This window comes from Aquincola sp. J276, from assembly GCF_024700035.1.
GTDB classification, from domain to species: Bacteria; Pseudomonadota; Gammaproteobacteria; order Burkholderiales; family Burkholderiaceae_C; genus Aquincola; species Aquincola tertiaricarbonis.
This window is the reverse complement of the sequence record NZ_JAJONC010000001.1, coordinates 379,875-392,964: the sequence shown is the minus strand read 5'-3', so window position 1 is coordinate 392,964 and position 13,090 is coordinate 379,875. Positions and strand designations below refer to the sequence as shown.

Annotated in this window: 9 protein-coding genes; 3 read left to right on the top strand and 6 right to left on the bottom strand. The window is 69.1% G+C overall.

Translation table 11 applies throughout. The features are described 5' to 3' along the window. Window positions 1-431 precede the first annotated feature (431 nt). Window positions 432-1,436: a LysR family transcriptional regulator gene (locus tag LRS14_RS01915; protein ID WP_257798377.1), complete on the bottom strand. Its 1,005-nt coding sequence runs from the start codon at window positions 1,434-1,436 to the stop codon at window positions 432-434. A 130-nt stretch (window positions 1,437-1,566) separates the two neighbouring features. Here LRS14_RS01915 and LRS14_RS01910 point away from each other — a divergent pair, with 130 nt between their 5' ends. Both LRS14_RS01910 and LRS14_RS01905 read left to right on the top strand, forming a co-directional pair. Further along, entirely contained in the window at window positions 1,567-2,541 is a 975-nt protein-coding gene (locus LRS14_RS01910) for a tripartite tricarboxylate transporter substrate binding protein (protein ID WP_257798376.1), read from the top strand. Window positions 2,542-2,557: 16 nt separating this feature from the next. Further along, window positions 2,558-2,923 carry a hypothetical protein gene (locus LRS14_RS01905; protein ID WP_257798375.1) on the top strand — a complete coding sequence of 122 codons (366 nt, stop codon included), beginning with the start codon at window positions 2,558-2,560 and terminating at the stop codon, window positions 2,921-2,923. Between the two features lie 253 nt (window positions 2,924-3,176). Here LRS14_RS01905 and LRS14_RS30555 read toward each other — a convergent pair whose 3' ends face one another. The 4 genes from LRS14_RS30555 to LRS14_RS01885 form a co-directional block, all read right to left on the bottom strand. After that, window positions 3,177-6,230: a thrombospondin type 3 repeat-containing protein gene (locus LRS14_RS30555; RefSeq protein ID WP_257798374.1), complete on the bottom strand. Its 3,054-nt coding sequence runs from the start codon at window positions 6,228-6,230 to the stop codon at window positions 3,177-3,179. Window positions 6,231-6,315: 85 nt separating this feature from the next. After that, window positions 6,316-6,879, bottom strand: a complete 564-nt coding sequence (locus tag LRS14_RS01895) for a PEP-CTERM sorting domain-containing protein (protein ID WP_257798373.1) — start codon at window positions 6,877-6,879, stop codon at window positions 6,316-6,318. Window positions 6,880-6,964: 85 nt separating this feature from the next. Beyond that, on the bottom strand, window positions 6,965-9,229 hold the full coding sequence (locus LRS14_RS01890) for a tetratricopeptide repeat protein (protein WP_257798372.1): 2,265 nt from the start codon (window positions 9,227-9,229) through the stop codon (window positions 6,965-6,967). Further along, window positions 9,171-10,334: a BTAD domain-containing putative transcriptional regulator gene (locus LRS14_RS01885; RefSeq protein ID WP_257798371.1), complete on the bottom strand. Its 1,164-nt coding sequence runs from the start codon at window positions 10,332-10,334 to the stop codon at window positions 9,171-9,173. Before LRS14_RS01885 ends, LRS14_RS01890 begins: the two co-directional genes overlap by 59 nt. 362 nt (window positions 10,335-10,696) lie before the next feature. Here LRS14_RS01885 and xth point away from each other — a divergent pair, with 362 nt between their 5' ends. Continuing rightward, on the top strand, window positions 10,697-11,473 hold the full coding sequence (gene xth / locus LRS14_RS01880; protein ID WP_257798370.1) for an exodeoxyribonuclease III: 777 nt from the start codon (window positions 10,697-10,699) through the stop codon (window positions 11,471-11,473). Window positions 11,474-11,509: 36 nt separating this feature from the next. On the opposite strand, the gene LRS14_RS30140 is transcribed toward xth, so the two are convergent. Further along, window positions 11,510-13,057, bottom strand: coding sequence for a methyl-accepting chemotaxis protein (locus LRS14_RS30140; RefSeq protein ID WP_046113631.1), 1,548 nt, complete (start codon window positions 13,055-13,057; stop codon window positions 11,510-11,512). Between the last annotated feature and the right edge of the window lie 33 nt (window positions 13,058-13,090).

Below are 13,090 nucleotides of genomic sequence, written 5' to 3'. Positions count from 1 at the left end.
GCAGGGTCCAGTTGCACTCGCCCGGCGTCCGAAGGTTGTTGAAAGTCTGTCATCAGCGCCTGCGGACATTCCCCGGACCATTGAATGGCAGCAAGCAGTGTTGAGCCGACTTGCGGCCCACCGTCCCGAACATACCCTCTTGGCCGAAAGCGCGCCATCAACGTCCGCTTTGCGGACGCCTGCCCCGGGGGCAAGGCGGCGCTGCCGGTCCGTGGCAAACCTGGCAGCGGACTGTCGCCGCACGGCGGCGGGCTATCGCCCCCGTCGAACGCACCCTTTCAAGCTGACTGCAGGCCTGCCCTACCCCTCGGCGAGCCACAGCCGTGTCCGCGAAGCGGACGGTCAAGGCACCGTTCCGACCCATTTCTGACATCCGCCCTATCCACTTGGACGGCCGGAACGCATCGGGAAGCGGTCAGTAACACCGTAGGTCAGCCAGACGAGCGTCGCGCCCCTGACGACACCCGCTTTCGCCACCAATCTGGGCGCTGCGCGGGCTGTACCGGTGGAAGTCCGGCGGGCTTTCGCATGAGCGTCAACTGCCTGGCCTGCTCGGCGACGAAGTCCATCCAGGCGCGCATCCGCGGCTGCCGCGCCATCGAGCGCTTCACGATCATGCTCAGCGGCGGTGCGTTGAGCCCAGCCCAGTCCAGCAGCACCGGCTGCAAGCTGCCGTCCTCGATGCCCGGGGAAGCGCTCAGGTCGTTGACGCGCGCAACGAACTGCCCGCCATACAGAGGTGCATCCAGAACTCGGCGGTTGTCGCTGACCAGCCAACCATCCACATCCACGACGACGCGCTCACCGCCTTTCTCGAACGCCCATTGACGGATCACTTCGCCGAACGGCGTCCGGAAGAGCCCGCAGTGGTGACTGGCCAGGTCTGAAGGGTGTTTCGGGGCGCCATGCTTGGCCCAGTACGCTGGCGCCGCGACAACCAGCCACCGCGTCTCTGCCAGCGTGCGCAGGATGGCGTCCTGCTCCGGTGGCCAGCCGAACTGCATCAGCCCATCGGTGCCCAGCTTGGACAAATCGCGGCTGGCGCCCGCCTCGATGATCTCGAGCCGGATGTCCGGGTAGCGCGCATGAAAGCGCTGCAGCATCGCGGGCAGCACGAACTCCAGCACCACGCTGTGCGCGGCCAAGGTGATGGTCCCTTTCGGCGACGACGATTCGTCATGGAGGCTTGCATCAAGCTCGCGCAGCTCCGTTAGCAAAGTGCGCGCGCGGTCGATGTATGCCACGGCGTACGGCGTCGGCCGCAACGGCTTCGCCGAGCGATCGATCAATAGCATGCCCAACTCGGCCTCCAGCGCCTGCACCAGGCGGTGGACCGACGGTGCGGCCACGCCGAGTTGCCGACCCGCAGCGTTGAAGCCGCCGGCGTCGACCACGGCGACGAGGTACTCCAGCCCTCGAAGTTTGTGGACAGCCATTCCTTCTCCCCGGTGCAGCATCTGCGTTCATCAGCATTTTGCTCATAAAGCATTAGCCCGCATGAGCATTGCGCTGCTTTCGGCCTTTCTTGAAGATGCCTGACATCGCACCCCGAACCGTGGAGCCATCATGAAATCCGATCGCATCTCTCGCCGCACCTTCTTGCAGGCCACACTGGCCTCAGCCTGCGCACTCACCGCCGCGTCGGCCGCATCGGCCGCAGTCACGCTCAAGGGTCTGCAAATCGTGGTGCCAGCCCCGCCTGGGTCGCAACCTGATGTGATCGCACGCTGGCTGATCGACCCGTTGGCCCGCAGGGCCGGTGTGGCCGGCGTGGTGCTCAACGTGCCGGGCGCTGCCGGCGCACTTGCGGCCGATGCCGTGCTGCGTGCAGCCCCTGAGAGCGGGGCGCTGCTGCTCGGCGGGCTGGACCATGTGGCCTATTCGCACCTCAACAGCAATCGCCGTGCGCTCGACCCGTTTACCGATTTCGTCCCGGTCGCCGCGGTCAATCGCGACACCTGGGTGGTGGCGGTTTCGAGCGAGAGTTCTGCGCGGAGCCTGCGGGCCCTGGCGGACCGCTCCCGGCGCGAACCCCTGAACTACGCCAGCACCGGAGAGGGCTCGACCGCGCACCTGCTGAGCGCACGGCTGTGCAAGGCGCTGGGCATCGACGCTCAACATGTTCCCTACCGAGAGCCTTGGATGCCCGACCTGATTGCAGGCCGCATCCATTTCGTCGTCGCTCCGACGCCGGCGCTGTTGCCGCAACTGCGCGCCGGGCGGCTGATGGCCGTTGCGACGTTGACCGACGAGCGCCTAGCACTGCCCGGCGAGCCGCCGACGATTTGGGAACTCGGAACGGCCGACCAGGTGTTCTATGGCGGCCTGTTCCTGTTCGGTCCGGCTTCGTTGGCGCCACTGGCCCTGCAACTGAACGCCTGGTTCCGGGAGACAGTGGCCACTGCCGACATGCTGCAGCGCTATCGCGATGCCTCGATCGAAGCCACCCCGCTGGACCTCGACGCCACTGTGGCGCTGCTGCGCCAACGCCTGCAGACGGTTGACGCCATGCGCCTGGCCGTGTTCGGCCGCAGCCGTTGAATCCGGGGTGTCGACGATGACCACCATCCTCAAGAGCCCGGGCCTGCGCCTCGCCATGCGGGTGCAGCCTGCACCTGCAGACCCGCAGCGCGCCCGGCGCGCCTACCTGGCGGCACTCACCTGGGGCTTCACGCTCTTCAACGCCGTTCGCATGCTGTCCTACCTACCGACGATGTGGGCGATCTACGGCAGCGGCGACTCCAGCCAGCACTCGCTCTGGACCTGGTTGACCTGGCTGGGAGCCAACGTGACGATGGCGGCCTGGCTTTACGAGCAGAACGGCCAGCGCATGGGGCGCGCGGTTTTCATCAACCTCGGCAACGCAACGATGTGCGCGGCAATGGTGATGCTGATCGTCGCGCTCCGCGGCCTCACGAGCTAACACTCACAGCAGGTGGCATCAAACGCAGACTGGAGACATCGTCGACCGCTTTGCACACGCAAGCTGACGTTGTGGTGGCAGACGGTGGGCGGCTGCTTATGGCCGAAAGCGCACGCTGATCAACGTCCGGTCTGAACGCGCTTAGAACCTCACATCTTCTCAGCACGGCCAATCGCTCAGCGCTGTGTATTGCCTTTGCCTTCCCCGTCCTGCCGAACTGTTGCACTCCTCTTGGCAGAGAGCCCACCACCTATCAACGGTACGCCGACGGCCCCGGCGCCCCTCCAAAGCGGACCTTGACTCGGGCCAAGTCGGCAAAGTTCACCACGCCATTGCCGTCCAGGTCGAACAGCCGCTCGGTGCCGCCAAAGCGGCTTTTGAACAACGCCAGGTCGGCAAAGTTCACCACGCCGTTGTTGTCAAAGTCGGCGTCACAGGCATCGCCGTAACCGTCGCCGTCGGTGTCGCGCTGATCCGCATTGGCGACCAGCAGACAGTTGTCGTTGGCGTCGGTCACCCCGTCCGCGTCGCTGTCGGTGGCATATTCCACCAGCCCAGGCGCTGCCGTAAAACTGCCGGGGACGCCGCTCATGACCGCCGCGGTGGCAAGGGCCTGGTGACCCTCGTCATCCTGCAGCAGCCCTTCGTGCACGATAAGCCGTCCGTTGGCGAAGTTGCCCGCCACAGTCAGCGGCAGCGTGATGACGGTGCTGGCGCCGGGTGCCAGGGTGCCCAGCGCAAAGCCGATCCATTCCGCCGGGTTGCAGTAGCTGTTGCTGCAGGCAGTGTTGGGCACGGTGCTGGTGTAAAAGCCCTCTACCCCTTCCACCGGAGTGCGCCAGCGCAGCAGCACGTTGTTGCGCGGATCGCTGCCGGCATTGGTGACGCGCAACCGCGAACTGAAAACCTGCCCGCCCTGCACCGCTTGCGTCGGCAGGCTTTCCCACCGCAGCCGCAATGGGTTGTCGGCTTGCAACCGCACATGGCGTGCGGCGCGTGCCGTCTCCACGCCGGTGAACGCACTGGTACCGCTAAGGCTGACCGTGTCCAGCCGCAGCAGGCCGTCCGCAGACGGGCGGCTGCCCACACGCACCCGCACCAGGTGCTTGCCGCCGGTGCCGGCCAGCACGCCACCCAGGGTCCAACGCAACAGCCGTCCCTCGACCGTCGCCCCGCTGCTGGACACCAGCGCCGCGCCGTCGGGCAGCCGCAGGCTGAGCGTGCTGCCGTTGACCGTCGAGGTGGCGCGATTGGCCCATATGATGGTGTACTCGAGCAGCTCGCCAGGCGCCACGCTGTCGCGGTCGGCGCTGACCGACAAGGTGAGCGCATGGTCCGGGTCGGCGGCCACGGTGTGGCGGCCGAGCATGACTGGCACACCATCGGCCTGCACCTCTGATTCGAAGACGAGGGCCCGCCCTGCCCCGAAGTTGCCGCTGGCGTTGGCCACGAACAAGCGCGTGACCGAACCGCCGGGTGGCAACGTGCCCAGGTTCCAAGTGCTCAGCTCCGCCGGGTTGCAGTAGCCATTGCTGCACACCACCTCGGTGGCGGCACTGTCGTAGAAGCCGTCATGACCGGCGACCGGCACCCGCAGCCTCAGCGTGGTGCCGAACAAGGCGTCGCCACTGCGGTTGCTCACGGTGACAGCGGTGCGCAGTGCCTCCCCGGGGCGCACCGGGTCGTGCAGGGACGCGATGGCCACGCCAAGGGCCGGCGCCGGGTGCACCCGCGTGTAGTTGGCCGCGTGCGCAATGTCCACGCCGGTGGTGGCGCTGGTGCCCACCCAGCGGGCGCCGTCCACCATCAGTAGTGTGCCGGCGGCCAGCGTCGGCGCCACCTTGGTCACAACCAGCTGCTTCGCGACAGCACCGGCTGGCACGGTGGCCAGGTTCCAGGTCAGCAGATTGCCCGCCACGGTGGGGTTGCCGGTGGCCGACACCAGCGACACGCCCGCGGGCAGGGGCAGGCTCAGGCTGCTGCCGGTCAGGCTGGCGGCGCCGCGGTTGCCGTACGTCAACGTGTAGGTGAGGTGTTCACCCGGGGCCACCACGTCACGGTCGGCATGCAGTTCCAGTTGCTGCGCGGCGTCCACGTCCAGCATCACGACGTCGCGCGCGCCGGCCAGCGGCACGCCGTCGCCGCGCAGCACCGCGTCAAACACGATGGGCCGGCCGGCGGCGAAGCTACCGACGGTCTCCGCCACTGTCAGTAATGTCTGGGACGCCCCCGGCGCCAAGGTTCCGAGCGACCAGCTCGCCAGCTCGGCCGGGTTGCAGTAGCCGTTGCTGCACTGCAGCCCGCCGGTGGCGTACTCGGTGTACATGCCCTCCAGCCCCTCAGGAGGGTACCGCAAGGTCAACACCACACCCTGCACCGGCTGGTTGCTGCGGTTGGTCACGGTGTAAGCGCCACGCAGCAGTTCCCCTGCCCGCGTCGGATGGGCCCCCATCGTTTGCCGCAGTTGCAGCACCGGCACGGTCTGCACCCGAGACACCAGCGTGGCACGTGTCCGTTCGTCACCCACCAAGGCGGAAAAGCCGGCGATCTCCGCCGCGTCGACGGACAGCAGGGTGCCCGACGGCTGCGCCGCGGCGGTGTTCACCACCACCCGCTGCTGCCCGGACTGCCCTGCCGCCAGCGTGGCCAGCGACCACTGCACCCGGTTGCCCGATTGTGTGCCGCCGCCGGTGGCGGACACCAGGCTGGCCCCAGGGGGCAGGGGGAACGACAAGCTGGTGCCGGTGATGCTGGCCCCACTGCGGTTGCCATAGTCCAATGCGTAGGTCACCGGCGCGCCGGGCACGACGTCGAGCGCATCAGCGCCCACCACCAGCGTCAGTGCGGGGATGGTGCCCACCGTCACCGCCGCAGTACGACTCAGAGCCACTTGGCCGTTGACCAGCAGGCTGGCCGGAAAACTTAACGAGGCTCCGGCGGCTGCGTTGGCGGCCACCTGCGTCACCACGCTGAAGGTGCTGCTGTGGCCCGGCGGCAGCAGCCCCAGGATCCAGTTCACCGTCTCCCCGGGGTTGCAATAGCCGTTGCTGCACTGCGCATTGCCGCTGGCATATTCGGCGTAAAAACCGTCGACCCCCGCGGTCGGCGTGGTCATCTGCAGCGACAGACCGCTCACCGCCACGCCACTGTCGTTGCTGGCCGTGATCTCGATGCGCAGCGCCTCGTTGGGTCGGATGCGATCCGGGTTGACCGTGATGGCCAGTTGCAGCGCGTGGCTCCATGGCGCCCACAGCAACAGGCAACACAGCGCGGCGCGGCCGGCGAGCGAACGCAGGAGGTGCTTCATGACGTCTCCACGACAGGTTCCGGGTGCCGACGCCAGCGCGGGCAGCGGCAGGGGTCGGCCCGCGCGTGCGCGGGCCCGGCGGCGTTCAGCGGCGGCGGCGGCGGGCGGCGACGCCGACCAGACCCACACCGGCCAGCAGCAGCGAAACGGTGGCCGGCTCGGGCACTACGTTGACGGTGGCGCCGAGCAAGGTGGGGTTCATCGGGTTGCCGTTGTCGGCGCGGTAGAAGCCACCCCAGAAGCTGTTGGTGGCCAGCTCGATGCGGCCGGTGCCGATTGCCAACGTGTCCACGGTCAGCACGCCGAGGTCGCGCCGCCCGCTCAAGCCGGCGAATTGGCCGAAGTGCACCTCGTAGTCCGCATCGGCGCGTGTGCTGCCGTGACCGGAAAACGCCGCATCGGTCGCGCTCAGGAAATAGGCCGACGGCGTGAAGCTCGCAAAAGCCAGCGGGCCGCTGATGTCGATGTCCAGGCCGCCGCCCAGCGTGGCTTCGCCCTCAGCGAAGTCCATGAACAGGGTGACCGATGCCTGATCGCCCAGCAGCACCGTCTGATTCGCCGGCTCCCAGCCAAACGTCGCCGCGCCGCTGGTGGGCAGGTACAGCGCGACCGCCGCCGCGGCAACAAGGGTTCGGATCAGCGTCTTCATGGAATGTCCTCCTGGTTGGGCATGTGCCAGCCTAAGAGGCCGTGCGTTATGAAGCCGTTATGGCCGGCGCGACACCGCTGCGGGTTTACCCGCCGGGGCCGAGCAGGCGACGGTTGAACGGGTTGTTGCCCAGGAAGCTATGGCGCATCGCAGGCGGCACCCGGGCACCGGCGGTTTTGCGTAGCCACCGCGCGCCTGCGGCGGCCAAAGCCTCCGCGTCGGCTTGCCGGCCCACCCCTTTCCAGGCGCTGCACAGCAGGCACCACAGCTCGGGCCGGTACACGCTGAAGATCGGTCGGTCGGCGGGGCATGCAGCGTGCAGCTCGTCGGCCGCACCGACCGCCTCATCTGCCCGGCCCAACGCCAGCCAGGCTTCCAATTCCACCAGCCGTGCGTACACCGACAAGGCCACGTGTTCGTGGTCGTTGGCCCAACGCCGGGTCTCGACCGCCTGGCGGGCTGCTGCGGCGGGTGACTGATGACGCGCTTCCTCCAGCGCGACCTTGGCTGCCACATACGGTGTACCGATGGCGCCGCCTTGGGTCAGCAGCACCCGCGCCTGTCGAATCGCGGCCAGGCCACTGGCGCCGCTCCAACGCGCCAAGCGTGCGCGGGCAAAGTGCCGACCCGCCAGGGCCCACGGCGGCGCATCGGCGGGCAACTCGTGCAGCAGCTCGCGTGCAGCGTCGGGCCGGCCCAGCAGCAGCAGCAGCGTGGCACGGTCGTTGTCCGCATTCAGCGCCCAGCCAGCAAAGCCATCTTCGCGCAGCTCCAGCGCGCCGCGCTCCAGCATCGCCAGCGCTTCCTCATAGCGCCCCTCGTCGATCAGGCAGCCGGCCAGGCCGGTTTCATCGATCAACAGGAAGCCGCGTTCCACGCCCGCACGGCGCGACAGCTCGAGCGCCTGACGGTACATCGTCTGCGCGGCCTGCACGTCGTTGAGGTACCCCAGTTGCACGCCCAGGTTGCCGGCCGCAGCGGCTGCCGCCGCCGGCCGGTGGGTCGCCAGGGCACGCGCCAGCAGCGCCCGGTGCGCAGCCACCGCCGCACGGCGGTGCCCCAGATGAGCCCGCACCACGCCGCCCAGCTCGTCCGCCTGCTGCAGCGTGTGGTCGTCGAGCAGGGGCCGCTTGGCGTCCAGCGCCCGCAGCAGCCGCGCCGATCGTCGATGCCGCCCCAAGGCCGCCCATGCCTGCGCCTGGGCGAGCGCAGCGCGGGCATGCAGCGGGGTGTCACCCGCGGCCCGCGCCAGTCGACCGGCCGCCCGTGCATCGTCGACCGCGCTGGAATCGTGCTGCTCCGCTTTGGCGCAGGCCCGAAGCTCGAGGGCCCGCGCCTGTGCCAACACGCCGGCCCCCTCGGCATCCACCATCAACTGGTCGGCCATCGCCCGCGCCTCGGCCGCCGAGCTGAGCAGCATCAGGTGCCCACGGCGCCAGCCGGCTTGCAGCGCATTGCCGGCTTGTCCGGCCGCGGCGTACAGCCGGTGCGCATGGCCCAACTGGATGCAGGCGTCGGCCACCAAGCCGTGGGCATGGGCCGAATCTGCCGCCCGGAGCCAGTCGGACGCGGCGCATGCGGGATCACCGGCGGCCTCCCAATGAGGGGCACGGCGGGCAGCCGGGTCCGCCGGCATCGCGCTCGCCAGCTCCTGGTGCAGCAGCGGCTTGATCGGCGTCGGGATGGTGCTCAGCACCGCCTGGCGCACCAGTTCGTGGCTGAAACGGCGGTCCCCCAGCACCTGCATGGCCTGCAGCGCCCGCCAGGCGGAGGCCAATGTCGCCGTCTCGCACCCGAGCAGGCGTTGCAGCAGGCGCGCGTCGAGGTCGCCATCCATCAACGCGGCGAGGTGCGCCAGCCGGTACGTGACGGCGTCGCTGCATTCAAGCCGCCGTGCCACCCCCGCCAGTGCTTCCGCTGGCAGCGGCAGATCGTCCGGCGCTTGCGGCGTCAGGGTTTCGCCCCGGTGCGCCAACTCGCGCAGTACCTGCAGCAAATACAGCGGATGTCCACCACAGTGCTGTTGCAGCCGGGCACCCCAGCTCGCGAAGTCGATGGGCGCGACACACAGGCCCGACAACAGCTCAGCCACGTCGCCGGACCCGATGGGCGGCACCGGCACCACCGGCTCCAGTGCGGGATCCAACGCCTTCAGCCAGCCGTCCACGGCAGCAGGCACGGGCGAGTCGCGCATGCCCAACAACCAACGAACGGTGGGCGGTTGCACGGGGCCCGTGCGCGGCCAGAGCAGGGTCAACACCTCCAGGCTGCGAGGATCGGCGTGCTGCAGGTCATCGATGACCAGCGTCAGCGGGGTGCTGCCCGCCACGTCCGCCAAGAAAGCGCGCATGAGCGTCCCCATCGCCGTGGGCGTGTACTCCCCCGGGCAGCGCACTGGGCGACGCAGCAGCGATGAAGGCGCACAGGCGCTCGTGCCGCGCCGCCAGCGTCGGGGCACAGCGCTGCATGAGGGACGACACCAAGGACGTCAACACGCCGTAGGGGACGGCTTGCTCATCCTGCCCCGGTCGCAGCGACAGCGCCGCTGAGGTCGCCCGTGTCAGGTCGTCAAGCACACGGCTCTTCCCGATTCCAGGTGGCCCCGTCAGCAGGACACAGCCGGCGATATTCCAGGCTGCCATCGCCGTGCGCTGCAGCGCCGCCCGGCCCACCGTGCGCGGGGGATGGCGCAGTGCCAGCGGCAGCAGCTGCGGCGTCTCTTGCGCCTGCACCGGCCGACTGCGCCCGACGAGCCGCGCCAGCGCCAGGGTGTCGGCGTCCGGTGCACCACCCACCGCACGGAGGGCCTCGCCGCAGCGTTCGAAAGCCGCCAGCGCCGCCTCGCGTTCGCCCTGTTGGTGATGGACGCGCATCAACACACGCGTGGCCGCCGCAGAGGTTGGGGACAGTTCCAAGGCGCGTGCGGCCCACCGTGCAGCGTTCGCTGCATCCCCGGCGTGCTCGGCGTGAACGGCCCACTGCAACAGGCCGTCGACCACCGTCTGCCGCCACCGGTCCCGTTCCGCCGTCACCCATGTCGCCAGTTGCGGCGTCTTGCCGTAGTCGAAGGAACCCAGCAAATCGACGCCGACCGCCGCCGGGTCCTCGCGCAGCCCGTCTCGGGGGTCGGCCAGGTCGTGCGCGACCGCTTCGGGCAAACAAAGCCACCCGGCTTGCGGCCCCGCGAGCACCAGCGCCGGAAAGCGCCGCAGTCCATGCAGGCGCTGCCGAAGGTTATTGGCCGCGGTCGGGGCATCGGCCTCGGGCCACAGCAGCGAGGCCATGCGTGGCCGCTGCACCGGGCCCTTGAGGACCAACCAGGCCAACAGCACGGCTTCTTGCGCTGTCAGCGCCCGGCGCTGCGGTGCCGGCGAACCCGGCATCACCACCAAGGGCGTGCCAAGCAGCCGCAGCTGCAGGCCATCGGGGGCGGGAAGACGGTGCGGCGGCGTCACGTGAACTACCTTGGCGATGCGCCCGCGGCGGCGACGGCCGATGCTAGCGATGAGAGGTTGCCCTGTCACGCCAGCTACGGGTGCGGGCTGCGCAGCGGCATGACAGCGCGTGCCTGCAAGAAAGGAAGCGACTGACATGTGCCCCGCCTCTCGCGGTCCATCGAACAAGCCGATGCCCGATCGGCGCGCCGAGCAGGCGTCACATAGCCTCGCACGCCCAGCCGCTTGTAGGATGCCCGCAACACCCCACGATGACCAATCTCCGAGGCCGATCTAAGACTGAACAACTGGGGGTACCACTGGGGGTACCACAGTGCAACCCTCAACCACGAATCGTTAAAAATCAACAGTTTAGGACTGCTTTGAAACTCGCCACCTGGAACGTGAACTCCCTTGCCGTGCGGCTGCCGCAGCTGCTGGACTGGCTGGCCCTGCACCAGCCCGATGCCATGGTGCTGCAGGAAACCAAGCTGACCGACGACAAGTTCCCGCATGAGGCGCTGAGCGCCGCGGGTTACCACCCACAGTGGTTCGGCCAGAAGACCTACAACGGCGTGGCGCTGCTGTCGCGCACGCCGGCCGACGCCATCGCCAGGAACATCGTGGGCGTGGAGGACGAGCAGGCCCGCGTCATCGCCGGCACGGTGGCCGGGGTGCGGGTGATCGGCGCCTACTTCCCGAACGGGCAGGCGCCGGCCAGCGACAAGTTCGCCTACAAGATGCGCTGGCTCGACGGCCTGCGCGCGTGGCTGGCCAGCGAGCTGGCGGCCCATCCGCAACTGGTGCTGATGGGCGACTTCAACATCGCGCCGGAAAACTGCGACGTGCACGATCCGCTGGCCTGGGCCGGGCAGATCCACTGCACGCCGGAAGAGCGGGCGCACTTCCGCGCCCTGCTGGACATGGGCCTGGTCGATGCCTTCCGGCTGTTCGACCAGCCGCCCAAGAGCTGGAGCTGGTGGGACTACCGCGGCCTGGCCTTCCGCAAGAACCAGGGCCTGCGCATCGACCACATCCTGGTGAGCCCGGCACTCAAGCCTCGCGTCACCGCCTGCACCATCGACAAGCTGCCGCGCAAGAACGAACGGCCCAGCGACCACGCACCGGTGGTGGTGGAGCTGGGCCTGCCGGCCGCCTGAGTTCGCGGCACAGCGCCGCGCGCCTGGGGGCCCTGCTCAGGCCGCGATGCGGAAGCGCGACACCGCGCCGGCCAGCTGCTCGGCCTGCGACTTCAGGCTTTCGGCCGCGGCGGCCGACTGCTCGACCAGCGCCGCGTTCTGCTGCGTCATCTGGTCCAGCTGGGTGACGGCGGTGTTCACCTCGCCGATGCCCATGCTCTGCTCGGCGGCCGAGGCGGTGATCTCGCCGATGATGTCGCTCACGCGCTGCACGCTGGCCACGATCTCGTTCATCGTGCGGCCGGCATCGCCTACCAGGCGGGTGCCCGATTCCACGCGGTCCACGCTGGCGCCGATCAGGCTCTTGATCTCCTTGGCGGCTTCGGCGCTGCGCTGGGCCAGGCTGCGCACCTCGCCGGCGACCACCGCGAAGCCGCGGCCCTGTTCGCCCGCGCGGGCAGCTTCCACCGCCGCATTCAGCGCCAGGATGTTGGTCTGGAAGGCGATGCCGTCGATGGTGCCGATGATGTCGGCGATCTTCTGCGAGCTGGTCTGGATGTCGCCCATCGTGGCCACCACCTGGGTCACCACGTCGCCGCCGCGCTGGGCCACCTGGGCCGCCGAATGCGCCAGCTGGTTGGCGGTGCTGGCGGCATCGGCACTCTGGCGCACCGTGCCCGTCAGCTGCTCCATGCTGCTGGCCGTCTGCTGCAGGTTGCTGGCCGTCTGCTCGGTGCGCATCGACAGGTCGGCATTGCCGGTGGCGATCTCCGACGACGCATGGTGGATGCTGTCGGTGGACTGGCGCACGCTGCCCACCATGCCGGCCAGCGCATCGTTCATGTGGCGCAACGCCCGCATCAGCGCGCCGATCTCGTCGCCGCGGCTGGTGTCGATGCGGCGGGTCAGGTCGCCTTCGGCGATGGCATTGGCTGTCTGCACCGCCTCGTCCAGCGGACGCTGGATGGAGCGCACCAGCATGGCCGTGGCGGCTGCGCCCAGCACCAGCACCAGCAGGCCCAGGCCGGCGGCGATGGTGATGACGCGGCTGCGCGCGCTGGTGGCGTCGGCCGCGGCCTGCTCGGCCTTGCGGCGCTGCAGCTGGCCGAACTCGTCGATGCTGGCCAGGTAGGCCGCCACCGCGGGCTGGTACTCGCCCTTGAGGATGCTGTCCATCTTCGCGCGGTCGCCGCTGGCGCCGGCTTCCTTGGCCTTGGCGCTGGTGGCCAGCACGGCCTTGCCGTTGGCGGCGATCACCGGGGCCAGCTTCTTGTCCTCGGGCGTCTGCGCCTTCTTCATCAGCTGCTCGCGCAGCTTGGTGATGAAGGGCGCGTCCTTGGCCACGTTCTCCTTGAACAGCTCGCCCACCGCGGGGTCGGTGCTCACCACGGCGGCCATGCTGCGGGCCACGGCGGTCTCGGTCAGGCCTTTCCAGAGCGTGGCCTGCTCCACCAGCGCATGGCTGCTCGCCTGGTCGGCCAGGGCCTGGTCGCTGATGGCGGTGGCCTGCTGCAGCGCCACGCCGGCGCCGCCCACCATCACCACCTGCAGCGCCACCATCACGCCCCACAACTTGCCTGACAGGCGCAGGTTCTCGAACTTCATCGGGTCATCACTCCACTGCGGATTCCAAAGGAA

What these genes read in the sequence shown, in the direction of transcription:
- LRS14_RS01915 (WP_257798377.1), bottom strand. Translation starts at nt 1,436, where the DNA reads ATGGCTGTCCACAAACTTCGAGGGCTGGAGTACCTCGTCGCCGTGGTC.
- LRS14_RS01910 (WP_257798376.1), top strand. Translation starts at nt 1,567, where the DNA reads ATGAAATCCGATCGCATCTCTCGCCGCACCTTCTTGCAGGCCACACTG.
- LRS14_RS01905 (WP_257798375.1), top strand. Translation starts at nt 2,558, where the DNA reads ATGACCACCATCCTCAAGAGCCCGGGCCTGCGCCTCGCCATGCGGGTG.
- LRS14_RS30555 (WP_257798374.1), bottom strand. Translation starts at nt 6,230, where the DNA reads ATGAAGCACCTCCTGCGTTCGCTCGCCGGCCGCGCCGCGCTGTGTTGC.
- LRS14_RS01895 (WP_257798373.1), bottom strand. Translation starts at nt 6,879, where the DNA reads ATGAAGACGCTGATCCGAACCCTTGTTGCCGCGGCGGCGGTCGCGCTG.
- LRS14_RS01890 (WP_257798372.1), bottom strand. Translation starts at nt 9,229, where the DNA reads ATGCGCGCTTTCTTGGCGGACGTGGCGGGCAGCACCCCGCTGACGCTG.
- LRS14_RS30140 (WP_046113631.1), bottom strand. Translation starts at nt 13,057, where the DNA reads ATGAAGTTCGAGAACCTGCGCCTGTCAGGCAAGTTGTGGGGCGTGATG.